General features: G+C 52.6%; 18 protein-coding genes, 2 tRNA genes and 2 pseudogenes. 10 read left to right on the top strand and 12 right to left on the bottom strand.

Annotation, left to right across the window (positions count from 1 at the left end):
• Positions 1-207 precede the first annotated feature (207 nt).
• On the top strand, positions 208-603 hold the full coding sequence (gene tagD / locus HMPREF2736_RS06605) for a glycerol-3-phosphate cytidylyltransferase (protein WP_070829169.1): 396 nt from the start codon (positions 208-210) through the stop codon (positions 601-603).
• An 86-nt stretch (positions 604-689) separates the two neighbouring features.
• Here the strand turns inward: tagD and wecC are convergent, their stop codons facing one another.
• Together wecC and wecB are read right to left on the bottom strand one after the other, a co-directional pair.
• Complete coding sequence (gene wecC / locus HMPREF2736_RS06600) at positions 690-1964, bottom strand: UDP-N-acetyl-D-mannosamine dehydrogenase (protein WP_070829168.1); 1275 nt, start codon at positions 1962-1964, stop codon at positions 690-692.
• Between the two features lie 75 nt (positions 1965-2039).
• A complete protein-coding gene (wecB, locus tag HMPREF2736_RS06595) occupies positions 2040-3200 on the bottom strand; it encodes a non-hydrolyzing UDP-N-acetylglucosamine 2-epimerase (protein ID WP_246822082.1) in 1161 nt (386 codons plus the stop codon).
• Between the two features lie 170 nt (positions 3201-3370).
• Between wecB and HMPREF2736_RS06590 the strand changes: the two genes are divergently transcribed.
• A tRNA-Ile gene (locus HMPREF2736_RS06590) sits at positions 3371-3444 on the top strand.
• Positions 3445-4145: 701 nt separating this feature from the next.
• Here the strand turns inward: HMPREF2736_RS06590 and HMPREF2736_RS12210 are convergent.
• Positions 4146-5218, bottom strand: a pseudogene (locus HMPREF2736_RS12210) (IS256 family transposase).
• 144 nt (positions 5219-5362) lie between these two features.
• Between HMPREF2736_RS12210 and HMPREF2736_RS06585 the strand changes: the two are divergent.
• A complete protein-coding gene (locus HMPREF2736_RS06585) occupies positions 5363-9112 on the top strand; it encodes a glycosyltransferase (protein ID WP_083323000.1) in 3750 nt (1249 codons plus the stop codon).
• Positions 9113-9468: 356 nt separating this feature from the next.
• Here HMPREF2736_RS06585 and HMPREF2736_RS06580 read toward each other — a convergent pair whose 3' ends face one another.
• Together HMPREF2736_RS06580 and HMPREF2736_RS06575 are read right to left on the bottom strand one after the other, a co-directional pair.
• On the bottom strand, positions 9469-11190 hold the full coding sequence (locus HMPREF2736_RS06580; RefSeq protein ID WP_083322999.1) for a glycosyltransferase family 2 protein: 1722 nt from the start codon (positions 11188-11190) through the stop codon (positions 9469-9471).
• Between the two features lie 83 nt (positions 11191-11273).
• A tRNA-Asn gene (locus tag HMPREF2736_RS06575) sits at positions 11274-11349 on the bottom strand.
• A gap of 112 nt (positions 11350-11461) precedes the next feature.
• Here HMPREF2736_RS06575 and HMPREF2736_RS06570 point away from each other — a divergent pair.
• From HMPREF2736_RS06570 to HMPREF2736_RS06555, 5 genes are read left to right on the top strand one after another with little or no spacing between them, the layout of a single operon-like run.
• Positions 11462-11725 (top strand): hypothetical protein, encoded by a 264-nt coding sequence (locus HMPREF2736_RS06570; RefSeq protein ID WP_070568569.1) that lies wholly within the window; start codon positions 11462-11464, stop codon positions 11723-11725.
• Between the two features lie 27 nt (positions 11726-11752).
• Entirely contained in the window at positions 11753-12394 is a 642-nt protein-coding gene (locus HMPREF2736_RS06565; RefSeq protein WP_141761600.1) for a hypothetical protein, read from the top strand.
• Between the two features lie 59 nt (positions 12395-12453).
• Positions 12454-13017 (top strand): hypothetical protein, encoded by a 564-nt coding sequence (locus HMPREF2736_RS06560; RefSeq protein WP_070829164.1) that lies wholly within the window; start codon positions 12454-12456, stop codon positions 13015-13017.
• 30 nt (positions 13018-13047) lie between these two features.
• On the top strand, positions 13048-13416 hold the full coding sequence (locus HMPREF2736_RS12860; RefSeq protein ID WP_083322998.1) for a helix-turn-helix domain-containing protein: 369 nt from the start codon (positions 13048-13050) through the stop codon (positions 13414-13416).
• 12 nt (positions 13417-13428) lie between these two features.
• Positions 13429-13866 (top strand): hypothetical protein, encoded by a 438-nt coding sequence (locus HMPREF2736_RS06555; RefSeq protein WP_070829163.1) that lies wholly within the window; start codon positions 13429-13431, stop codon positions 13864-13866.
• A 78-nt stretch (positions 13867-13944) separates the two neighbouring features.
• On the opposite strand, the gene HMPREF2736_RS06550 is transcribed toward HMPREF2736_RS06555, so the two are convergent.
• From HMPREF2736_RS06550 to HMPREF2736_RS06530, 6 genes and pseudogenes are all read right to left on the bottom strand, one after another.
• Positions 13945-14553, bottom strand: coding sequence for a hypothetical protein (locus HMPREF2736_RS06550; protein ID WP_070829162.1), 609 nt, complete (start codon positions 14551-14553; stop codon positions 13945-13947).
• A 262-nt stretch (positions 14554-14815) separates the two neighbouring features.
• Positions 14816-15022: a hypothetical protein gene (locus HMPREF2736_RS12205; protein ID WP_141761599.1), complete on the bottom strand. Its 207-nt coding sequence runs from the start codon at positions 15020-15022 to the stop codon at positions 14816-14818.
• 44 nt (positions 15023-15066) lie between these two features.
• Entirely contained in the window at positions 15067-16197 is a 1131-nt protein-coding gene (locus tag HMPREF2736_RS06545; protein ID WP_168167625.1) for a helix-turn-helix domain-containing protein, read from the bottom strand.
• A 147-nt stretch (positions 16198-16344) separates the two neighbouring features.
• Positions 16345-16677, bottom strand: a pseudogene (locus tag HMPREF2736_RS06540) (AbgT family transporter); the annotation flags it as partial.
• 525 nt (positions 16678-17202) lie between these two features.
• Positions 17203-18456, bottom strand: a complete 1254-nt coding sequence (locus tag HMPREF2736_RS06535) for a hypothetical protein (RefSeq protein ID WP_070829159.1) — start codon at positions 18454-18456, stop codon at positions 17203-17205.
• A gap of 74 nt (positions 18457-18530) precedes the next feature.
• Positions 18531-21116: a YobI family P-loop NTPase gene (locus tag HMPREF2736_RS06530; protein ID WP_141761598.1), complete on the bottom strand. Its 2586-nt coding sequence runs from the start codon at positions 21114-21116 to the stop codon at positions 18531-18533.
• A gap of 374 nt (positions 21117-21490) precedes the next feature.
• Here HMPREF2736_RS06530 and HMPREF2736_RS06525 point away from each other — a divergent pair, with 374 nt between their 5' ends.
• Positions 21491-22837, top strand: a complete 1347-nt coding sequence (locus tag HMPREF2736_RS06525; RefSeq protein WP_070829157.1) for an AAA family ATPase — start codon at positions 21491-21493, stop codon at positions 22835-22837.
• Entirely contained in the window at positions 22827-23486 is a 660-nt protein-coding gene (locus tag HMPREF2736_RS06520) for an RloB family protein (RefSeq protein WP_083322997.1), read from the top strand. The genes HMPREF2736_RS06525 and HMPREF2736_RS06520 overlap by 11 nt, the downstream gene beginning before the upstream one ends.
• 164 nt (positions 23487-23650) lie before the next feature.
• Here HMPREF2736_RS06520 and HMPREF2736_RS06515 read toward each other — a convergent pair.
• Positions 23651-23973 (bottom strand): AbgT family transporter (locus HMPREF2736_RS06515; protein WP_210399445.1); only part of this gene is annotated, 323 nt, incomplete at its 5' end.

The raw sequence follows: 23973 nt of genomic DNA, 5'->3' as shown, positions 1-23973 counted from the left end.
ACCAAAGCTTGGGATACCGAACCCCGGTCGAGGTCGAAACCGAATTTTGGAAGCAGAACCCACCACAGGAAATAATAGAAATCAAGGCAAATGCCTAGGAACAAAACCCGGGGCACTTCATGGTAATATAAATAACTCCGCTGGTACACCTATTTATATAGGTAGAATCATTCATGGAAAGATCGCAAAAGGGAATCTGAGGATAAAATGCGCCGCGTAATTACTTATGGAACATTCGACTTGCTTCACTACGGGCACATTGAGTTGCTCCAGCGTGCAAAGGCGCTCGGAGATTATTTGGTTGTAGCGCTTTCTACAGATGAGTTTAACGCGATCAAGGGAAAGAAGTCCTACTTCTCATACGATCGTCGTCGTAGGATGCTCGAAGCTGTACGCTACGTGGACCTAGTGGTTCCGGAAGATCATTGGGAACAAAAGGTGCACGATGTCGACAATTTGAAGATTGATGTCTTCGTCATGGGTGACGATTGGAAAGGGAAGTTCGACGACGAACTGGAGGGTAAATGTGAAGTTATTTACCTGCCTCGAACGCCGGACATCTCCACGACTCAGATCAAAAACGAATTGAACAAACGCGATTAAACACTCGGTTCCGCTCCCTGGCCCAATCATTCAGAGGCGGTCGAACTGAGTGATATTCAGTGGGTGCTCGGGCCGTCAAGGTTTAACTATCGACCGTTCAAGATACCGCGAGTATCAATGAGGCACTGGTGCTGAGCAATGACTTGAATCTTCTCCTTAAACAGCGTGTGGTCTACCAAGACTACCGCGACGTCTGCATTGGCAATCCCATCTTCAAGAGCTACTTGTGTCACATTAGGGAAATCAGTCAAGGGCTTGGGAAGTTTGTCGAGGTTTGGCTCCACAATGGAAATGCTGGCGTTGGTGTAAGTGCGCGCTATAGTCTCTGCGATTTGTAAAGCGGGAGACTCCCGGATGTCATCGATATCGGGTTTGAAGGTTATCCCGAGGATGCAGATGTTTAGTTTTCCTGAAGCAGATTCAACCGCATTGACTTTTTCAGAGACTTTGTCGATGACACGTTGAGGCTTCGAACCATTTACTTCGCGACTAGTCTTTATCAGTCTTGCAGAATCTGCAGCGGCCTCGACTATGAACCAAGGATCGACTGCGATGCAGTGACCACCGACTCCTGGTCCCGGCTGAAGTATGTTAACCCGGGGATGGCGGTTCGCAAGGGAGATCAGCTCCCAAACGTCGATGCCGAGATCATCGCAAATGAGCGACAGCTCATTTGCAAAGGCGATGTTCACATCGCGGAAAGAATTCTCTGCAAGTTTTGTCATCTCGGCAGTACGAGAGTCTGTGACTAGAACCTCTCCGGCACAAAAACTCTCGTAAAGTTGTCTAGCCTGCTTGGCAGACTCGGGCGTTACGCCTCCCACAATCCGGTCGTTCGTTTTCATCTCAGACATGATCTTGCCGGGTAGTACTCTTTCCGGAGCGTGAGCAACATACAGGCTATTTGGCTTCTTTGGCGTGAGAGTAAGGTCAGGGCGGCTTTGGAGAATGTGGTTAGTGATGTCTTCGGTGAGTCCTGGCGGACAAGTAGACTCCACAATGACGAGGTCACCGCCGCAGAGACGCGGTGCTAACGAGGTTGCTGCATCAAAAACGAACGAGACATCTGCCTTCCTGTCTGGCTGCAGTGGCGTTGGGACAGCAAGGATATAGGCCTTTGCGGGCTGTATGTTGGTTCCGGCCTTCAAATTGCCGCTTTCGACCGTTGAAGATAAAAATGACTCAAAACCGGGTTCGGCGAAGGGCGCTTTCCCTTGTTGCACCGAATTGACCAGTGACGGATTGATGTCATATCCGTAGACCTTCAGCCCAGACGCGGCGAAAAACGCCGCAGTCGGCAAGCCGATGTAGCCGAGTCCAATTACGGTGACATCGTATGGCTGACTGGGGTTGAGCGTCATGGGAATCCTTTATTGGTTAGCGTTCAGATAAGCGACCCGTAGTTTATCGCTATGTGAGGAACATGCGTTGGGCACCTATAAGGAAGGATTGAATTCTGGGATCGGAGTCTCGATCGGGAGACCAAAAAGTTTGGCAAGTACTTGCACAGTGCGCTCGGAGGCTTGCCCATCGCCGTATGGATTAATTGCTTTCTTCATAGCTGTGTAGATGGCGGTATCTTCCAACAGCTCTGCAGTTGTACTCGTGATTGCCTCTGGGTGTGGACCAATTAGTCGGACAGCACCGGAAGCAATTGCCTCTGGACGCTCGGTTGTCTCTCTGATTAGTAAAGCAGGAATGCCGAGGGACGGTGCCTCCTCCTGAATCCCTCCTGAATCGGTGATTATTAGGTCGGAGTGCTTCATTAAATGAATGAACTGATCGTAGGGGAGAGGGCCGCTTACGATTACATTTGGAAGTGAGGAAATTTCCGGTAGTAGTTTCTTTTTAATTTTTGGGTTCATATGCATCGGCACATAAAAAGCGACATTGCTGTATCTTTTCGCCAAGGAAGCCAGCGCTAGGCCGATATCGGCGAGTGTATTGAGGTTCTCGCGTCGGTGGGACGTAAAGATGATGTGGCGGGCGTATGTGTTAAGAGCTTTCGAAATCTCTGGGTTGGAAAAAGCAGTTTCCCGATTCGCGGTCGTCTGAAGCGCGTCGATAACAGTGTTACCGGTCACCGTTACGGCGCTTTCTTGAATCCCTTCTTTGAGAAGATTCCCTTTTGCCTGATGCGTCGGGGCGAGGTGGCACGTTGCTATCGCTGAGATAATTTTGCGATTTGCCTCCTCCGGAAAAGGTGAGCTGAGATCGTATGAGCGAAGACCAGCCTCGAGATGGACAACCTTTGCTCTCCGATTGAACCCAGCAAGCGCTGCTGACGCAGCAGTGGACGTATCACCTTGGACAAGAACGGCATCTGGTCTGTTTACCTTAAAGACGCCATCCAGTCCTTTAAGGGAGCGCGATAGAATTCGGTTGAGAGGCTGTCGTTTGTGCATCAGCGCCAAATCAATATCGGGCTTAAAACCGAAAATATCTGTAACTTGGTTGACCATCTCCCGATGCTGCCCAGTCGAAACGATCAGAGTTTCAAAGCGTGGGTCGGCTTGCAGCCGCTGGATGACGGGAGCGAGCTTGATGGCTTCCGGCCTCGTGCCGTAAGTGACCATGATCTTTTTGGTGGCGCCCAAGGGGTTTCCTTTTAAACTCAAGACCGATAATGCTTATGCTGGCTTCAAATAACGATATATTAGCAATCTTGCTGGTTGTCTGAGAATATTGCCGGTAAACAAAGTGGGCTGCCCTAAAAGTAAACGAGTTGAGACAAACGGGTATAGTCCAAAACGGTATTTTCGCCCGAGGGGCTATAGCTCAGTCGGTTAGAGCCGCGGACTCATAATCCGCTGGTCGCGGGTTCGAGCCCCGCTGGCCCCACAAATTGAACTCCATAGAGCACTAATTTTCCATTCGGTGCTGGATGGATCAGCTTGGAAAGTAATTTTTGGAATTATAGTTGGATAGCCAAGGGGCTATATAGGGCGACGGATGTTGATGACCCGAAGTTGCTGTGCTTGCGGCAAGTCGCCTGAAACTAAGTCGCTACAGGCTCATTCCGTGATCCGAACGAACGGCTGTCCTGGCGAGATCATTGCAGGGTTTGGTGCGCAGCTCGGCGGCGGCCGGCGGATAGGTGATATCGTCGACTAAGGCCCCATTTGCGAATGGGGTTGTGAATTCTCGCTTAATCAGGTCGGAAAACTCCAGGGGATTTGCCCCACGCTTGGTGGCGCCGCGGCGTTTTTGGCGTAGCAACGCAGTCGAGGCCATTTTGTGATCAGGGCGATTCGATTAGGGATAACCAGGCCGTTGTCGTTGTATGCGTCGTTACGAATGGGCGCAGCCGTGATGCGTTTTGCACCGTAGAACTTGTTATTATTGTAGAATGTATTGACCTTCGCTCCTAGAGTGGTAGCGTCGATGAACCGGCGGTGCATTTTTTGAGGGGTGTGATGGCTTTCCATTTGTGCTAGGAGCTGCGCTTGTCCACGTCTACTTGCCCGCGTAATCGGCATCAAGTCCCGTGGAGTGGTGTAGCCGTCTAGCTTTTGGCTCGGTATTCAGTTCTGTGTTTGAGGTCAGGCGGTCAGCTGGTTCTGCTCGCTGTGGTCAAATCCAGTTTGGTCAAGATGACGCTTGAGTTGTTTAGTTTGCACGAATACTGAAAGTGGCTCATAGCGTTCTTGCTGGATCCAATCGTTGTGTTATTCAGCAAGGGCCACACCCATAAGCCGGATGATGGTTTCGCGGTTTGGGAAGATGCCCACCGCTTCGGTGCGCCGGCGGATTTCCAGGTTCAACCGTTCAGTGGGATTGTTTGGCAAGATCTTCGACCACACTAGTTTCGGCGCTATGGCAAACTCTAATATTTCATCGAGTGATTCCCCCAATTAGATCGCAACCTGCGAGAACTTCGACTCTAGTAGATCGACTAACTCACGGTCATGGGGCGAGGTGGATGCAGTATCTGGTCGTTGAGAGATTGTCTGGAACATCGCAGAGACCGTCGGCCGTTGTGTCTTTGGGGGCCTTGTCGTAGAGGTTTTCGCAAAATGGGTGCGGCACCGCTGCTACGACGCATTGGGCAGCACTTCGGAAATGGCGCGTTGGATGCCTCGGGGTCATCACTGGTGACTAAGTAGGCATCGCGAAGCCCATGGGGTTTCAGGTCCTGGAAGAAGTCTTTCCGTGACGCGTTGGATTCTGCGGTGGCGACGCGTGCATGCCAGGTATCTCGCGATACCCGTCGGCATTGACCCTAGCGGCAAGTAGGACCGAGAATTTGACCACGCGACCTGCTTCGCGCACTTTGATCGAGGGCGCGTCGCATGACAGGCGTAGGGAGCTGCCGGGGATCGAGTGGTCGGTGTTTGAAATCGGCGACTATCTCGTCGAGTTCTTCTGTCATACGTGGCATTTGGAGTTTTGTCATATCGGCAATGCCTAGTGTTGCCTCCAGATCATTCATTCTGCGGGTGGAAACTCCTTTGAGGTAGCAGTCGCAATCACAGTCGATAGGACCCGATCGGCACCGCAGACGGTGTCAGCCTGATTGGAGAGCATCTGGTTGATAACCCTTTGTAGAATTTGCGGAATCAAAATTGGGAGAGGCTTGAGCGAGCAGGCCGATAGAATTTGGTGCAGAGGTCATCGGCATATGCCTTTCGGCGAGATATGGTAGTTGAGTTGAAAGGTTTCCGACGGTGGCCGTCCAACTTTTCCGGGGCCCACCATCAGCAAGCATTACACCACACTAAGCGACGCAACCCAGTTCAGTATCTAGTAGCCTGTGATCATGCGAAACTTACCTAATTTTTTTGCAAAAGCTGGCGGAGTTTTCGAAAAGGTTAGTATTCCTACAAGTGGATATTTGGCTCGAAGCATGTACTCCGTTACTGAATACTTTGACCCGGCATTGGGCAAGTTCCGGGAAGGAAATAGACTTTATAAACTGGGGGAGTACGAGGCAGCCGTCCCGTTTTTGAGCGCCGCCGTAGCTGCCGGCAGCTCGGATGTTGAGGCTCCAAGAAGACTTGCTATCTCCTATGTTGAAACAGAAGAACTTGACTTGGCGCAGAGGACACTTAACACGGCAATGGGGGATTCCCGTTATTCTGAATCCGACCGAAATTTGCTGCGTTCGATGCTCGAAAAGGTTCAAACATCTACCTTGAACGCGACTGGCCCCGTGCCTAAGGGCGACCTTAAAAAACGACAGGGTGCTCCCCTTAAACCCTGGCAAAACGTTGAAGCTATGCAGAGGGAATATGCTGACAAGTCTTCGAAAAGCTCGTGGGTTTATAAATTTGCGAACGCCCTGCAAAATATTGGGCGACTTGATGAAGCCGCGGAGCAGTTTGCGATTGCTTTCAAAGGGTCGGGCGAAAGTTCTTGGTATGCATATCGTGCCGGGCTGGCTTACGAACTCAGTGGTGACAAAAAAGCGGCAGAGGTATATTATGCATTAGCCATTCAGTATGACAAGAAATTCCGTGCTGAAGATTACGGAATCGGCCCATTTCATGTTGAGAAAAATTTTTGGGACCTAGCTGCTGAAGCATATGCGAAAGAATTTGAGGATTCGCGAAATGGAAGTCTGCGATATGAATTAGCGTTACGTGCGGCTCGTAGTTACGCGCAGATGCTCGATGTTGAAAATGCTGCAAAGTTTTATCAACATGCCCTCAATCTCCAGCCTTTTGAGTCTGCTGTCCTGCGCGAGTACTGCAACTTGCTGGAAATTGCAGGCAAATTTGAAGAGGCGAGCAATTTGGCTGAAATTGGTCGTACGTTAAGTAAATCTGGAAATGCTCATGATCGAGCTACCTGGGTATTGGCACGACTTTTTGCGAAGCAGGGCAAGACTGAAAAAGCCGCTCGCCTTTATATGCAAATCATCTCTCCAGAACCAGATGACGGGGATCAGGCCCGATCACATGAATCAGATAGCAAACCTGAACTCACTTGTGGGGCCAAGAACTATATCCAGAATGCGGTTGAGTCGTATGAACCAACAACTGTTAACCAAGCTCTAGGGGCTTTTGACTTTGCAGATGAGGCCGGAGCGTATGAAGCTGGCGAGCGTATACTGAATCTTCTAAATTTGAAGAGTGAGTTTGTTGAAATTGGGGTTCTTCAACGGCTCGCTAAAAATCTGCTCGACGAAGGCCGATTCGATGAGATCTGTGCATTAGCTTTGCAGACGAAGGAGAATCATCCGCCACGGTTGCACCGTCAAAAACTTCCACCAGCAGGCTCACATTCGGAAAGATTGATGAAGTACGCTGAGTGGTGTGAGCTGCCGCTCCGTGAAAACGTGGTGTTTTATGAGTCAAACCTTGGGCTTTCGATTGATTGCAATCCTTATGCAATCTATCGTGGCCTGCGAGAAAGCAAAGACCGGACGTTGTTCCATGTATGGGCTGTCGATGGAGACGTTAGTATTCCGTTAGACGTCCAAGAGGACCCTAATACGGTAGTAATTGAAAAGTCATCATTGGTCTACACCAAGCTTCTGGCGACGGCGAAGTACATCGTGAACAATTCGACATTCCCGACCTATTTTATTCGCCGGGAAGGTCAAAAGTACCTGATGACGTGGCATGGAACGCCGCTTAAGACGCTCTGTAAGGATCAGCGCGAAGCGATGACGCATGGCAACATGGCGCGAAATTATCTTCAAGCCAGCCACGCGATTTTCCCAAACGAACATACCCGTCGAGTGATGATTGAGCAGGCCGATATCGGCGAAATAGTCGGTGCAAACATCAAAATCACCGGATACCCGAGGAACGATGGCCTCGTGAGGTCTGCCGGGCCGACTGGAAACACAAAACCGGTCGCGTTGTTTGCTCCAACTTGGAGAGTAACAGACTCCATGGAAGCACAGGCCGAGCATCTAGTTCGCGTGGGAGAGCGGCTCCGGGCTGCGGGATTTCAGACATTGCTACGTGCACACCACTACGTAGAGAAAATCGCGCGAGAGCTCGACAGTCAATTGGAGTTTGTAGACCGCTCGGTTTCCACATACGACTTGCTTCCGGAAGTCGATCTGCTGGTGACTGATTTTTCTTCCATCTATTTCGACTTTGCTGTGACAAAAAGGCCGATCGTTTTCTTTGTCCCTGACTGGGAGGAATACGTCGATGAGCGTGGCGTCTACTTTGAAAAAAGTCACCTGCCAGGCATAGTTTGCGAGAATTATGATGAACTTGTAAAGGCACTGGCGCGCTATCCAGAGTTGCCCCTCGCCAACGAGGAATTTCTTCAAGAATTCAGCCCAAAGGAAGACGGTGATGCGACACAACGCGCAATTGACTTGCTGTTCGCGCAAGGGGAGGAGCTACCCGATGGCGGCGCCCGAACGCAGTCTCCTACAGTATTGTTTCGGCAAAGCTTCATACCAAATGGAATGGCGTCAAGCTTTGTAAACCTTTCGAAGCAGCTTGTAGCGGAGGGCATCGGAGTTTCGGTTTTAACTCCGGGCGATGCTCTGCGCTCAGACGAGAACCGCCAACAAACACTGCGCGCATTGCCACCAGAAGTTAAAGTAATTGGTCGCGTAGGTCCAATCATCAAAGATGCGGTCGAATACCATTACTCGATCGTTGAGAAGAATAGGACGAAACCGCGTACAGCCCTGGCCATAACTACCCACCGTAAGTTGTTTAGGCGTGAACAAAGACGTTTGATGCCGGATGCTTCGTTCGATTGCTATATCGAATTTGATGGCTACTCGGAGTTTATGGCGAACGTGATGCTGGGGCTAGCTAATGAGCGCGCTCGCACGGGTATTTACCTGCATAACGACATCGTTGCTGAAGCAAAAACCCGCATGCCGGAGCTATATCGCGTGATTGAAAGCGTAAATGAGTTCGACAGGGTTGTATCTGTATCTGAGCGTCTTATGCAGCTAAATAGTGACGAATTTTTGAGTGAATGTGGTGTGCACATAGAAAGCCCCGCATACGTTGAAAACTCAATCGTAGGCGACGAAATTGTAAAGAAGTCGCTTGAAGAAATGGAAGTCGAGCTGCCAACAGAGTTTTCCGGCAGGTACTATGTCCACGTTGGTAGGTTTTCGCCAGAAAAGAATCACGATTTCCTTCTCGAGCTATTTAGTGAGCTGCTCCAGGAGGATCCCACCGCCAAGCTTCTGCTTGTCGGGGACGGGCCCGAGCGCTATCGCATTGAGCATCGAGTGTCAGAACTTGGACTATCGTCGAGTGTCTTCTTTGTTGGGTTGGTTGAAAACCCATACCCTTACATCGCAAACTCACGTGGTCTGCTTCTGCCATCGCGCCATGAAGGCCAGCCTATGGTGATTCTTGAAGCAAGTTCGCTAGGCATCCCGGTTTTTGCTTCAGAAATTGATGCAGTGATCGGAATGCGACATTTGGTAGATATGAATGTGCTACCCTTCGATAAGGGTGCGTGGGTTGAAGCGTTGTTGAATCCGGTCAGTCATCAGCGTCGGCGCTTCGATTATCATGCCTACGAAAATAGGGCTGTACAGCAATTTAAGAATGTTTTCTTGACGGAATAACATTTTGCAGCTTGAATCCAGCGACGGAATCATTCGATGAAGGGGGCCGCCCGGTAGGCGCTGGGCGGTGCCTATTTGAACTGTCCCAGATTTTCCCATCTACTCAAACGGAACAAAACCTGGGACAGTTCAGAGAAACATTTGCCTGCGCTGCATCCGGTGTTGGAGAACATCATCGCCGAATACGAAGCAGAACTCCCCGAACTTACAAAGTTTTCACAGCAGTGCTAATGATTCAGACATTGCTCCAGGCGCGGGAGTATAGAGCCATTTTGATAATCGAAATCAAGGAACATTTTAAAAACGCACGAATCGGTGAATCTGAGGGGGAAAGAACTACATTGAACGCTTGAAAGTTAGATCTCCGCTGGATCATGAACCGCGTGATCAACGTCAATAGTCAAGTTTTCATAACCTGAATTGAAATAGGCGATGGCGGGAGTTGAATTCGCTATTTCAAAATAGTGCTTTTCATTTGGAATCCCAGCGGTTCGATGTCCACATCGTGTCTCGGTCTGTGTGAGGCCCCAAGTGCAGCGGATGAAAGTTCCCCATGCGCCTCGGGGTATTTCTAAGGTGGAAGGCACTTCGAACGTAACTTCGATTTTTAGAGCATTTCCGTCAGTTGTTCCCGAGAAGGTGTGTGCCGGAAGGATAACTTCGTCACCGGTTCTTCGTTCCCTAAGAACCAAATCGACGCTACAAGGATTAGTAGTAACTTGAGCTACGCTGACCGTTTCGGTCATGTAAAGATTTCCTTGAATTTTGTCAATACTGGTTAGTTCTGGCCTTAGTATTCCAGCTCGTGGAACCTCAAGGTTGACTGTGCTCGAGTCAAAATTCTTTAAGTCAGGCAATTCGACGATGAGGCGGTTTTCACGCATTACGTATTGCACACCCCTGTCGTCGAACCAGGCAATAATATCGTCTACTTCGCGGAACTTCCCTTGTTTGATCAGGGACAAAAGAACTGCGATTTTCTTGACGACGTGGTGTTCAATAGCCCCCCCATAGAGCGGAGTAACCTGATCGTGAAGGGCTTTGAGGAAAAGCGCTTGGTCGACTGGGTCTGCCACTTGATATACGCCGTCAAATACTCCAAGCATCGTCGAAGTGAAAAGCCGTTGAGCAAGCTTGTCACGAACGTACCCGTCAGCACAATGCTTGGTGATCACTGCAGCGACGCGGCAAAGGGTTTTTTGTTTGTCTGCCAGTTTTTGTTGGCGCGAGGTTATGTTGGTTCCTTCGGCCTTATAGCGAATTCCGACATAATCTTGGTCAGACAAAATAGATATACCCGACCCACTTAAGTAAAGCTCGCTAAAAAAAACTTGATCTTCACCAATCCATTGGTCTTCTGGGAATCGTAAGGATAGGCGATCGATCAAGTCCTTGCGCACCAATTTTCCTGTAGGGGACAGGTTGTGCCAAGCATAATTCGACAGCAATCCGGCGTTTAATACTGTTTTGCGGAAAATCTGTGGCATCGCATTTCGCCCACCGATTCCTTTAATCTTGCCTAGCACATGATCATTTCCAGTTTTGCGGGCCGCGGCAACCATATTGGATAATGCGCCCTCATATAACAGATCATCAGAATCGAGGAAATAAACGAACTCGCCGTTGGCAAGATCTAAACCACGGTTTCGTGGGCTACTGGGAGAGCCGGAATTGTCTTGCAGAATTACATTAAGGCTGGGGTGTTCCAGGTGGCTGAGCAGGAACTCGACACTCCCATCAGTCGAGCCATCATCAATACAGATTAATTCGACTCTGACTTCATTTTGACGAAGTACACTTTCGACTGCGTCCTTGAGATAAGGCATCGCATTGTAAATGGGCATGATGACGCTGACTTCAGGCTGCGTGTTTTCGGCGAAACCACGTCGATCGATAAACCTCGCTTGCAATTGAGTGCCCCTCTCGTGTTTGGCTATTTTCTTTCGGCTATCGAAGGCTATTTTAACTTCAGCGAGCGAGAATCGGCTTACAATATTTGCCCAATTAGTTGGGGATTTGCAGTGAAAAGACGGTTGGTGAGTGTGCCTTTGTTCTTCTGCAAATAGTTTCGAGACCATAAGGTGTTGGTTGTATTTAACGGAGTTGGGTCTAATTAGGAATGTGAAAAGCCCCGATCCTGCTGCTGGAGTTCGGGGCGTTTTGGCTCCTCCAACTGGGCTCGAACCAGTGACCCTTCGATTAACAGTCGAATGCTCTGCCAACTGAGCTATGGAGGAATATTTTGTTGTGTTGCTCATTGCTGTGCAACGAGAGATAACAATAGCGTGGATTGTTGTAGGTGCAAAATCGCCTGGTAAATATGGGTATTTGTACGTTAATGTGACGGTTATGATTATTCCTGTTGGTGGGGTTCGTCCACACGCGCTTGCTGGCGGCCTTATTGGGTTGGGTGTGGTGTTCATGCTCACAGCGCCACGCTTTGAGGATTGGCGTGCGCTGACGTTTTTGGGCCTGGCACTGATTGTCCCGTCGGTGGTGTGGCTTGTGGCGGACAAGTGGTTTCACCGGCCTCGTGGGGTGGTGTGGTGGTTGCTCATCGCTGCGTCGGTTGCGCTTGGGGTGTGGGGAATTGCGCTATTTCCCGCGACATAGACGGTGATGGTGAGTAGGGTGGGCGACATGAAGAAACCGATGCTTGCTCTCGGCGTCGCTGCCGCCGTATCCACCTCTGCTGTTGTTGCTCCGTATGCGTTAGCGGAAAGTAGCGCCTCGCAAGGCGATAGCGCTGTTACTCGGGAGGAAGGTACGGCGGGGGCTGAAGGGTCGTCGTTAAGCAATGGCGCCATTGTGGGCATCTCGCTGGGGGTCCTGGCGGCCGTCGGTATTGGTGGGACAGTTGCGGTGCAGCAGGGGTGGCTGGAACTGCCGGAGCCGCTGAATGCTCAGGTGCTTGGTGGGCTAGCGGCAATCGCGTCGGCACTGTCGGTGCCTGCGCTTGCGCCGAAGCAGAAGGCGAAACCGGCGGGGAACTCGTGCTCGCCAAGCGCGTTTGACGCGGTTGTGCCGGAGTGGCCGGCAGGGTTTGGTACGACCGTGAACTTCTGCGACGGCAAGTGGGCCGTTGCGGGTGCGAAGGGGACGGACTGGATCCTGTTCTTCAAGAACACGGACGGCAAGTGGGCCAAGATTCCGGCGGATGGCACGAAGCGGACGGGTATGACGCAAGCGTGCTACAACGGCATCAAACTGCGTCAGCAGGGTGCGCCGGAGGCGTTCATGCGCGAGGTGCCGGTGTGTACGCCGGCGGAGATTGGGCGCTAGGGGTTCGTTTTCGAAAACATGATCGGGTCATGTCGGTGGCGTCTGTAGAGTGAGTTTGCGTGAGCGACTCTCAGAGCAATTTGGTTCTCGACAACGAGCGAGCGTGCCGGTTCAACCTTCCCGGATGCACCACGCTGCAGACGCCATTGCATAAGGCGGAGGACGAAAAGCTATATGAGCACGATCCTGCGGCATGGGAACTCACGCATGCACTGATCCAAGACGCTCATGACTACGGGCTGGACGAGGAAGACAACGCCGAACTCTACGACTCATGCCCAGAATGCTCCTACAGGGCGCCGATGGGTAAACGTGCTTTCCGGAAGGCGGGCCGTGGAAACCCGGTGCCCTGGACCGGGGAACTCCGAGTGGAGGAGTCAGGGGCAGGAGACGACTGTGGAGGCTGGTGGCGCATCTACTTTCACGACCTTCTGCGCGGTGAGATTCTTGCGGACGAGGTGCTGCTAAGTGCAGTTCGTCTCAAGCGACGTGATAGACGATCCGCCGCTGTTGGTCGATTTATGATGAACCAACAGGACAGGGACGTGCTTGATGCCATTGACTCGGCACGCCGATGGGAACGACAGCAGCGAAGCTACCAGCTCAGAAGCAGAACGGCCTAAACTGTTGCAGGGAAGAAAAGGGAGGAAGCGATGGATGCACACGTAGCTCTTGGGCTATCAAACGCTCGCCAGCAGACGAAGCTTGTCCGTCAGCTCAAAGAGATCCGCCAAGCATCTGGGCTGACCGTTGAGGACGTTGCGCGAGAGGCGAACCTGGCGCCATCCTTCGTAGCCAAGTTCGAAAGAGGTGGGATGAACTTCTCGGCCTCCACTCTTCGGACCATCGCTCGGGTTCTCGGTGCAGAACTTAGGCTTGACGCAAAACGCCCAGGAAGCCGCTTTGTCAGTCAAGCTTCGAGTGCTCGAAACGACAACCCGAATGTCCAAGGGTGGTCGCATTCGGGGGCTCGGTCGTCCATTAAAAAAACCTTTACATACAGTGTAAATAGTGCGCATTAGAAGGGATATTCCGTGAGTGCACAGCAGCCTTCTGATGAGTCCGTTTTCGTGAGGTACAGGTTTGGCATGCTGCATGCCGAGCGAAAAGACCTTGATGTCACGCATGTTGATCAACCTGACCACGTTAACGTGGATCTCGATTTTGATGTTAAGGCTTTCTTTAACCTGGAGTCTGCAGAAGCAGATATCACGGTCGAGCGCGACGTGTGGGATTCCAATATTGCCGTTCGCGTAAAAGGCGTATTTGAGTTTTCTAAACCGTTCAGCTCTGTCGATGAGGCGAAAGAGTTCGTGAAATCTACGGCGCTTGTCCGCACAATTCACGTTTGTCTCGCGGAGCTGGATCGTCTTGCCAGGGAATTGGACGTTAGTGCCCTCGCCGTGCCGCTTGAGATTGAGCAGCCTTTACGGAACGTTAACCCTGTATACGTCGATCCGGATGAAAACTAGGGTTAAGTAGGACTTCCGTAGGCGCGAAAGTGCCCCACCTCGGTTGAGGTGGGGCACTCGGGTTTGGTGGGGTGTGGCTTAGCGGTAGAGCACGCCGTTCACGATGGAGAGGCCGTCATTGTCTTCGCCACGGACCTGGATCTGCAGAGTTCTCACATTTGCGACGGGAACATTGAAATCAACGGTGGAACCCTTCTGGACGATCTTCGACTGTGAGACATTGTCGTTCACGTAAACGTCGACAACCGCTTCCTTCTTGTTGTTAATGATGTTCTCATCCCACACCGCGGTGAAAGTCGCACGGCGGAACTCCTTGTTGAGGTTGCGCCAGACGTAAGGGCGATCGAACCCGTTCGCTCGAGCAGAGTCCGTGAATACCTTGTCGCCGACCCTGACCTCGACACCCTGGTCGAAACGCCTGTAAGAAACGCCCTCGCGGCCGTCCGGAATCAGAAGCTTTTCCTGGGCAAGCTTCGGAGTCGGATTCAGGTTCGAGCCCGTATTGTTCGACGGTGCATTGCCAACAACGGAGTTGCCACCGTTGCCGGGGTTGATGCTGCTGCCGTTCTGGGCCAGGCCGGCGACGGTGCCGACCAGCGCGGTCAGCGCGACGATCGCGGCAACGATTTGGGGGATGAGATTCTCAATGTTGTTGAGAAGCTTGTTGATGTCTCTGAAGTCGTACATGGAAATCCTTCGAGGCGGGAAACTGGACATTGCCATTTAAACCTCTTTGGATCACCTGTGCAATCGGTTTCATGTGGATGTCAGGTTTTATAGGGAGTTGCGTCGCTATCGGGGCTCATCGCCAATTCTGTGCTGTCGAAACAACCGTTGAACCGATGGTGGGCATAAGTGAAGAGAGAGCTGCACCGGCCGCGGTGGTCGGGGGGATGACGGGTGCCGGCCGGATGGTCGTCGATAGGCAGCTTTTGCGTCTGAGCCCTAGCTAAGCCCGTTTGAAGCCGTCCCAAAACGCTTGCCACATCGTCGTTGGGCGGGACCGCATCTCCTCGTCGAGGGCGTCGCGCACCGCTTGGCGGGGGTCGGTGGTTCGCTCGTGGGCGGGTTCATTTTGCACCGGGTGAGGTGCGCGTTTGTGGTTGTTACGAGCATCCCAGCTTCTATATGCCACTGCGTATCCCCTCTTACTCATGGGCTTAAAGGAAACGGTAGCGGGTGCATGGTTCGTTGTGCAGTTCATCGCACCACGCGAAGTGTCGGGCGGGCCGGGGCGCTGGTTGCCGAGGCAGCGCTCGAAACCGTGTGTGGGTGGGCGCTGAGCATGAGGGCGTGCAGGTCCTGTGGCGGGAGCTGTGTTTCGCCGGCGATGCTCGCGATGCTGGCGCCACCTTCGGGGGAAAGCACGTAGTCGAAGACGCGGGAGCGTTCGTATTGCAGTGTGCTGCCGGGCTCGTTGGTGCGGAAACCGCGCGCGGAGAGGGTGGTCAGGTGGAAGTGATATTCCCGCTCGCTGAGCTTGCCGTGGTGGTACGCGGTGCGAAGCATGGACATGGCTGACACTTTCAACGCGGTTTTGAGGCGAAGGATGTCATCGAGGCTCGGGTGCAGCCGGAGGTGTGCGTGAACTATGCCGGGCGGGATGAGGAAGTCGGCAGCGAACTGGTTGGCCTCATCCTCTTCGCGTGCTCCGCTACGTGGCTCGTCACTGCTGTGGAGGAGCAGGTGACCCAACTCGTGTGCGAGATCGAAGCGGGCGCCTTCGGGCGTGTGGCGCCGGGCGAGGAAGATAAACGGCTGCTCTCCGTTCCACATGGAAAATGCATCCACCGCAGAGGCAGCCTGTGGAAGGCCCATGACGGCGATGCCGAACGACTCGGCGAGCTGAACCGAATTTGGAACTGGTCTATCGCCGAGCTGCCAGATCGTACGCGCGTGGCAGGCTGCCTCCGCAGGCGTAAATCCGGTCAGATCCGGGAGGTTGGGTTCTGGGAAGTTGAAGTTGCTGCGAAGCCACGCCAAGAGCGTGCCGGCGTTTGCCCCGGATGCGATTGCAACGCTTTTCTGCCGCTGCGTTGCGCGGCTGCCGGCTCGAAAGAGTGTGGCGTCCATCGATGGGACCTCGAGTTCCTCGGAGAGGAAGTAGCCGTCGGTAAAGCCGAGTGCTGATTCAAGGCGCTTGAGGAGCGGTTCTGTGCGGGAAGGTGGTGGCCCTTCGTTCTCCCAGCGAGAAAGAGTTGCTGGGGCAACGTCGAGATCTGCAGCCAGCTCCGCTTTTGTGAGGCCTCGGCGCAGCCGCGCGACCGTAATTCGGGACGGCGAGATGCGGGCGGAGTTAGTTTCCGCTCGCTCGCGAGATTGTGAAATCAATGTCATCGTCCTCGGTCCCGAAAAGATCTGGCTGTGTCATAGCGAAATCCGGATGAATCGGCTTGAACTCTGTACTACCGGTAGGTGCTCGTCACAAAGCAAAAGCGCTGGGAATAACACCCAGCGCTTGATGTCGCGCGGTACTGACTATACCTCGTAGCCCATCGGGGAGCCAGGGCCGAGCGGGATGCCGGCGAAGTACCAGATCATGAAGAAGATGAACCAGCCCGCCAGCATGCACAGCGAGTACGGCAGTGCGAGCGACATGAGGGTACCCACGCCGGCCTTCTTGTAGTACTTCTGCAGGAACGTCAGGGCGAGTGCGAAGTAGGGCGACATTGGGGTGATGATGTTCGACGGGGAATCACCGATACGGAACAGCATCTGGGTGACCTCGGGGGAGACGTTGACGTACATCATCATCGGTACGACCACTGGCGCCATCAGTGCCCACTGGGCGGAGCCGGAGGTGATGAATACCTACCGCTGTGTGCGATGCGCTTTGCCTCGGGGACATCGTTTACCTAGTCGGAATCTACATGGGTGGTTTCACCACTCGGTGGCAGATCGGAGCGTTGGTTGGGGAATCTTCGACAGGCGGGGAGATCGAGGAAAGTGTAGTGGCGCGTGTATCGCTCGAATGCTGATAGGCGGACGATCACTGTTTCGAGGTTGCAGGAGAATGTTTGTCGGGCGCCATGTAAAAACCGGTGAACTTGCAGGCGATGAAAACAGGAGAGCCGGAACCGTCTAGAACGACCACGGCGGAGGGACGGTGAAGAGACGGTCGTTGGCCAGCGGGTTGGAGAGCGGCTATCCGGCTTAATGCAGATGCGGTTTCACGGAGCGCGTGGGGCGGAGTAAAGCATCCGCCCTGGGGAGGCGCAGATCCGCAGTTGATTCTTGGCACCCGCTGCTCTATTTGTGGCGTACTGGCCTAGAAGTACCTCGCCAGACGGGCGAGAGTTGCAGTACCGAGTTTATGAGTCTGGCCCAAACCCCGGCTCATAGCTTTCGCCTAGTAACTCGGATAGTGCCTTCGCCCCGATCAATGACCCTGTTAACGGAAGGTATATGGTTTCGCACTTCCAAGAGGAACTGCTTTAGATTGTCGAAATCCTCAAAGTCGCGCCAGCTACCAGTCGGTTCGAGGAGGGCACCGAAATCCCCGCCCAATGCCTGCAAAAAACTGCTCAAGTATTCGCCGTCACGTTGTTCATTTGAAAGACGCATTACTGCCCTGACCAAGTGACGCTCAACTTCCTTGCGATCTAATCCTTCTAGGGGGAATTGAGCGATGCGGAGAAGGAACTGCGCATCAAGAGGGATACCTTCGGCGTCTGTAAAGGTTAGTACCTGAAACATGTCGCTCGCCTTCAGTCCTTCGTCAAAGAGCCCATTTTCAACCCAGGAAACTATCTCGGCTCGTATTTCTGGAGCAATCTCGTCTGCTGATAGCAAGGCATCTACTGGGAGTTCCGCAAAAGATGCGACAGGGAGGAGATCGGGATCCAACTGACTTTCTTTCAGAAAAGCGATTGTCAGATTCACATCGTTAAATGCATTGAGCGCTTCCAAAGAATCGGAGGAATCTGGTACAAGCCCCTCCGACAAAGACAAGCTAACCCTCTCAGCGGTTAAGTCGGAGATCTCATCCCAAGCCAAGGGCTCCACATTCTGAGAAAGCACCGAAACTGTTTCAAACTTCGCTTGCTCCGTGCCTTCCCAGTTGGAAAGGTTTATTAGCCGAAGCAGGAGTCTCCTATTTTCCTCACTCGAATCAGACTCCGAGTTGCTGTCGTGGCCCTTCTTGAGGCCTTCGTGGCTCAGCAGAGTGACCAATTCCTGAGGTACCTCACCCGGCGATTCGAAATAAACGAGGAGATTGGGCACCGTCGGATCAACTAGGCCGGCCTTAAGAAGAGCAAGATGACTCCGTGCGTCAAGTGTTCGGATATCTTCCAACCGGATTCCGGGTTCTGCCTTGCACAACAGGGACGCAAGGCTCTCCGTTTGTTCATTCGTTGGATCATCGTCGATTCCGATCTGATCGCAAACAGTAGTCAAAATGTTTTCGAAAAAATTGTCATCTTGATGGACTGAATAGTGGTTGAGGTCATCTAAGGCCTCAACATAACCGAGCGGGTTTCGAACTACATGGAGTAATAGCGGCGGGCAATTTGCTAGCTCAGAAAGCGATGTACCGATATCGAGTATGCGAGAAGCAATTCGCAAATTGCTGGATGACACTTCGATCATCCCGTACTGGGAAAGCTCTCGTTGTGCAGGTGGAGTTAGTCCGTCGAGATTGCTGTATATGTCTCCGACCGCCTTCAGATTGCGTACCGCTTGTTCAACATCGGACGCATCGTGAACGGCAGCACACAATACGGGAAGCGAGCAATGATTCGCCGGAGGTAATCAGTCATTGCTTCACCGAACACTGGGTGCTCGTCGTCGATACCTCTAATTATCATATCTACGGCGTACTCCAGAAGCTGTGGGTCGCAGAGACTGTAGAGGTCATCGTTCAGCGCATCGGGGAAAAATTGTCCTACCTTCCTTAACACCAGGTCTGCAGTTGACCGCTCCGGGTAGGCACTGGATCCGTTTCTGCCGTCAGTCGCTGATAGACAAACTGCGTGTGAAAGTTGAGCGACTATTTGGTTACTAAAGCCCTCGGCCGCAGCATTGCGCATGATCCTGTCTAGGAGGGGTGTGGCGGAGCTGTCCATCTCAGCTTCCGCCACCGCTAGGAGAAGATCTCCGTTGAATGCACCGGCTAAACTCGCAAATCGCGGTTCGCGCAAGCGTCCGACCAGCTCCTTAGAACTGTCGGCGTCAAGTCGCAGATAGACATTCGGGGAAATGCGTTCGATCTGATTGACTAAGAAAAGCTGAGCATCGGGCGTGTTTAATCCGCGTTCGAATGCTGCAGAGTATAGGTAGAAGTCTGTGTCAATGAAGCCAGCCTCGATCAGCGACTTGCCCATTTCACTGGGTGCAAACTGTTCGATAAGTTTTTTGGATAAATCGCTGGCGATTCGGATATCCGGCCAGTTGCCAGCTGCCTCAGCAGCAGTGAGCAGATCGGCTATGCTTCCGCGTCTCGATTCATTGGCAAACTTCCGTAGGGCTGTTGCTTCTTCGGCCACTGAGTTGTTTAGTTTCTCGATTGCCGCTTGAGAAAGGGAGTTTTGTTCTAGCAGCGTTTTAAGGAACACAGAGTTAATTGAGATGGCGTGGATAGAGAATGGAGGCTTATAAGCAATATCTCGTGGCCACCCCTCGTGGGAACTGGTTAGCAATCTGAGCCAAAACGTTCGATGTTCTTCCGGATTAAGGCTATAGACCTCGTTCCCCAGAGAAAGTTGTCCTTTATCAAAGTTCGTTGAGTTGATCGATTGATTTTCCTGTTGGATATAATCCAGCAGAGCTTGTCTGAGCGAATTTAGAGAGGCGTCCACTGGATGATTTTCGACTGAATTCCGCTCTAGGTTGCTCACCTTCTCGGATATAGCGACCTGTACTTCCGCGGTGTGGCGGTGAAAACTCTCGGCAAGCTTGTCTAATTGGCTCTCTCCCCTTGCTATTAACTCGAAGTCGGTCAAGTGAACGTTCTTATAAGCAAGAAGCGCTAGTAACTTGTCATTCGAAGTTCCTGGAAGTATCGATTTGGCGAAAATCTTGAACTCGTAGACGATTTGCTGCAAAAGCCTATGATCGACAATACTCCGACCAATTATTGATAAGAGTGTGCGATTGAAGTCGTGGTCGATTCCGTTTGACCGCAGGGCCTTGTAGAGGAATTCATAGGCGTTCTGGTGTGTGGAAAAGGGGACAATCGGGATGATCGCATCGAAAAACTTAACTCGGTTCTCCGCTGGGAGGACTCGATCTGACTCTGAGTTCATGAAGCCCGCCAGTCCACCAATCATCGCGGGACTTTGCTGGGTCGTGTCAGTTTCAATCGCGTTGGGCTTCTTTGAATTACAAGCTGCTGGAAAGCAAGAATCCGAAGCATTCTCATCGAAGATCGAGTCCCGAATTGCGTAAAGGAACCTGACTGGCTGAGTGGACTTCTTGTAAGGAAACATCGACCCCTGCTGGTTTTGGAGTGCGCTGTTGACTTGCAAGTTGACTTCTCGCAAGGAATCAAAGATCTCGGCGTGATTGAATCGGTCAAGGTCTTCGAAGATCACCAGGTTAATTTTGGAGACCCTAAAAAGGTAGATTATTTCAGCCAGATATTTGTCGAAGTAACTTTCTTCGCCGCTACCGAGCTCCAAACGGCCAGGGCCCAGGGCGAATCCCTTCACTCGAGGTTTTTCGATCAGTGCCCAATCGGCGAGACGGGCGGCCAAAGTCAATGCAGCGATTAGGGCCGCTAAGCGGCCCGATGCAGCCCAATCGAATGAAGGGCTTCCATTCGCAATCCAAGTGCTGAGTGCGCTGGGATTGCTTACGATAAGGATGAGTAAGGATACGGAAACTGCGAAGAAAGTTGCATTTACCCACCGGCGCCAAGCGGGAAGAACAATGATCCCGCGGAAGCGGGATCTCTTAAGTTTAGCTGGATTCTCGAAATACAGAAGTTGCTTTAAAATTTCTCTCTGTAGGTCGTTCAAAGAGTCGGCTTCATTTGAACCCCCAGAACTACTCGCGTTACTGAAGGATGCGAGGCTGATTATTACAGGCCGGTGAGCCTTCTGAACAGCGCGGTTCTCTACGAGCCCTCTAATTACGCTGCTCTTGCCAGTTCCGTAAGCGCCGGTTAGCGCAATATTCCGTACCTTCGGGTCAGACAATAACGAACTTAACTGTTCTACATAAAGTTGGTGCCGGTCCTGGGCGAACGATGGGCCAAGATAAACGGGTTCGAAGGATGATTTTCGCGCGGGGGAACGGGAAGCTGCCACTACTCTCACCTCAAGCTAACTTTCGAGATTCTACTGAACCTTACTCTTATTTCGCTGGTGGATAATCTGACTCTTTTGACTGCCTATGCGCCACAAGCTGCCCTACCGTCCACCGAAATGGGATAAGGGCAGAATCGGGTCAAGTCCCGTGTTTAGGTCGAATCATCCCAGTCCTCAGCACGAAGCGGAGCGGAACGGTGAGATGCACGCAGGGTTAGTTTCCGCTCCCCGTGAAATGGCGAAGTCGTTGCCATCGTCCTCGGTCCCGAAAAGGACTGGGCACGGCAAGGGGGGTCGTGATCCGCAATAGTTCGAAATTTCACTTATGATGCTAGAAGCTTGAGTCATAGGCGAAGTTTTTGAAAGGGGCGCTTATGCTGCTGGACCTCACGATTGCGAACTATCGCTCGGTGTATGAGTCCGCATCGATAAACATGGTCGCGACAAGGGAACAGGTGCATCGTGAGCGGTGCCCCGAGCTTTCGCGGCGTTACAAAAAGCGGGTTAACCCCATAGCTGCGCTGTTTGGTGCGAACGCGGCGGGTAAGTCCACGTTCGTCAAGGCGCTGACTGCACTGCAGCGATTGCTGATAGACCCACCTCGCCCAACAGATCCTATGCCTTTTGATCCGTTTGCTCTCTGTCCAGAGGCATCTTCTGAACCGACGAACTTTGAAGTGCTGTTCTCCGTCGACGACATCGTTTACGAGTACGTGCTGGCCTTCGACGCGAAGCGCGTGGTGGAAGAGCGGCTGACGAAGTACCTGTCCAAAGATGAAATTGACGTGTTTGAGCGCGTAGGTGATTCGTTTAGTTTTCCGCTGTTGGATGAGAAGGCGGAGCGTTTCCCTACCGAAGTTGCGCAAGCGCGGGTTCTGCTCGAATCAGTTCCGCCCAAGGTTCCTCTTGCTTCCTTTGCTAGCGAGACGAACCTTTCCCGGTTCCCAGGTTCGCTCAAGCTGGAGACGTTCGGAGTCGTCCGGTCTTTCATCGAAACTGTTCTTGTGGTCCCGGCAGGATTTCTGGACCGTGGCCAATTGCAGTCTCAGCCCGACGTGTGGGAGAACTTGATCTCCCAGATCGACGCTGGAATCACCGGTATTGCAACCGAACACGTGGAACTTTCTGCACTGGGGCTAAGTGCCGCCAAGGCGCTTGAGATAGAACAAAAGCTGCGAAGCAACCCTAATATTCCAAGAGACGTGGAATTGCCATCTGGGCGCTTCACGCTTCGGATCGAAGACGATGAGATTCAAGCGGAACGAATCACCCTCCTTCACTCCGCTGATGGAGGTGAGAGCTATGGCCTGCGCTGGTGGGATGAGTCAGACGGGACGCGTTCCGCTACAAGGCTTCTCGGTCTGTTCTCTCAGCTGACAACCCCGGGCTTCGAAGCGGTTTTAGTTGTCGACGAGTTCGACCGCAGCTTCCATACAGAACTCTCTCGCGCACTGATCGGAGGGTTCTTGGAGGATTCCTCTCCAGAATCGCGGGCGCAACTGATCTTCACCACGCACGATCTTTTGCTCATGGACCCTGAAACACTGCGGAGGGATGAGATCTGGGTAGTAGAGAAAGACCGATCGGGACAAACCCAAACGAGCGCCCTATCGGATTTCGAGGGACCGCGGAAGACGACGGATCTTCGAAAGAGCTACCTCCGTGGCCGGTTCGGCGGCGTGCCCTCGATTGAGCCGCTGGAGTTCAGCAATGTCGAATAAGCAGGTGCGGTCTTCTCGTGAGAAGAAGTTCGGGGGTAAGAACAAAAGGGCCAAGACCCGCCCGGTGAAAGATGTGTTCCTCATCGTTACCGAGGGCACCACTGAGAAAAACTACTTCGAAATGGGGTGTTTTCGGGACAAGTCTGTGAAAGTGGAAGCGCGTAGAGGTGTACACCCCCACCCGCCGGCATTGCTGAAGACCGCAGACGATTGGCTGACCAAGCTTAAACGTGACGGCGACCTGCGCCCCGGCGATCAGGCTTGGGTGATCCTCGACGAAGACGATGCTACGGACCAGCAACTTCAGGCTGTTTTTGAGTGGGCCGCAGAACGCAAAGACCGCGGAGTAGGTTTTAGCGTTCCGCAGTTTGAGTACTGGTTATTGCTCCACTTCGTCGATGCTAAGGGCACAAGTTCGCAGAAGGATGTCCTCGACAGCTTGATGCAACATTGGCCGGCGTACACAAAAACTGCCCAGCCAAATTTCACCGTGGAGGAGGTCCGTCGGGCCATTTCCCGCGCCCGGAGGAAGGTGTGCGAGCAGCCAGATACATTGGAGGATTTTGACAAGCACATCGGACGGCACACTGCCTCGACCATGGTGCACTTGCTTGCAGAACGCATCATCACGTCTCTTTATAGAAGGTGACGGGGCTGGCCGGAGGCTCGTCGACAACCAGATGTCTCTGTGAAACTAGACCTCGGAGAAGTTGTCGCTGCAAAAACCTCAGATCGCGGCACGGGGTGAGGTCAGAAAAATACTTGAGGTCTGGTTACAGAGCCTTAACCAGACCTCGATCCTTGGCGGAACCGCTATACCTCGTAGCCCATTGGGGAGCCAGGGCCGAGCGGGATGCCGGCGAAGTACCAGATCATGAAGAAGATGAACCAGCCCGCCAGCATGCACAGCGAGTACGGCAGTGCGAGCGACATGAGGGTACCCACGCCGGCCTTCTTGTAGTACTTCTGCAGGAACGTCAGGGCGAGTGCGAAGTAGGGCGACATTGGGGTGATGATGTTCGATGGGGAGTCACCGATACGGAACAGCATCTGGGTGACTTCGGGGGAGACGTTGACGTACATCATCATTGGTACGACCACCGGCGCCATCAGTGCCCACTGGGCGGAGCCGGAGG

The sequence above is a fragment of the Corynebacterium sp. HMSC036E10 genome, from assembly GCF_001836265.1.
Classification (GTDB): domain Bacteria; phylum Actinomycetota; class Actinomycetes; order Mycobacteriales; family Mycobacteriaceae; genus Corynebacterium; species Corynebacterium coyleae.
The sequence above is the reverse complement of the archived record's forward strand: the minus strand, read 5'-3'. Positions and strand labels throughout refer to the sequence as shown.

What these genes read in the sequence shown, in the direction of transcription:
- HMPREF2736_RS06565 (WP_141761600.1), top strand. Translation starts at nt 11,753, where the DNA reads ATGAAGAAACCGATGCTTGCTCTCGGCGTCGCTGCCGCCGTATCCACC.
- HMPREF2736_RS12860 (WP_083322998.1), top strand. Translation starts at nt 13,048, where the DNA reads ATGGATGCACACGTAGCTCTTGGGCTATCAAACGCTCGCCAGCAGACG.
- HMPREF2736_RS06550 (WP_070829162.1), bottom strand. Translation starts at nt 14,553, where the DNA reads ATGTACGACTTCAGAGACATCAACAAGCTTCTCAACAACATTGAGAAT.
- HMPREF2736_RS06520 (WP_083322997.1), top strand. Translation starts at nt 22,827, where the DNA reads ATGTCGAATAAGCAGGTGCGGTCTTCTCGTGAGAAGAAGTTCGGGGGT.
- HMPREF2736_RS06580 (WP_083322999.1), bottom strand. Translation starts at nt 11,190, where the DNA reads ATGGTCTCGAAACTATTTGCAGAAGAACAAAGGCACACTCACCAACCG.
- HMPREF2736_RS06525 (WP_070829157.1), top strand. Translation starts at nt 21,491, where the DNA reads ATGCTGCTGGACCTCACGATTGCGAACTATCGCTCGGTGTATGAGTCC.
- HMPREF2736_RS06535 (WP_070829159.1), bottom strand. Translation starts at nt 18,456, where the DNA reads ATGATCGAAGTGTCATCCAGCAATTTGCGAATTGCTTCTCGCATACTC.
- HMPREF2736_RS12205 (WP_141761599.1), bottom strand. Translation starts at nt 15,022, where the DNA reads ATGAGTAAGAGGGGATACGCAGTGGCATATAGAAGCTGGGATGCTCGT.
- HMPREF2736_RS06585 (WP_083323000.1), top strand. Translation starts at nt 5,363, where the DNA reads ATGCGAAACTTACCTAATTTTTTTGCAAAAGCTGGCGGAGTTTTCGAA.
- tagD (WP_070829169.1), top strand. Translation starts at nt 208, where the DNA reads ATGCGCCGCGTAATTACTTATGGAACATTCGACTTGCTTCACTACGGG.
- HMPREF2736_RS06570 (WP_070568569.1), top strand. Translation starts at nt 11,462, where the DNA reads ATGATTATTCCTGTTGGTGGGGTTCGTCCACACGCGCTTGCTGGCGGC.
- wecC (WP_070829168.1), bottom strand. Translation starts at nt 1,964, where the DNA reads ATGACGCTCAACCCCAGTCAGCCATACGATGTCACCGTAATTGGACTC.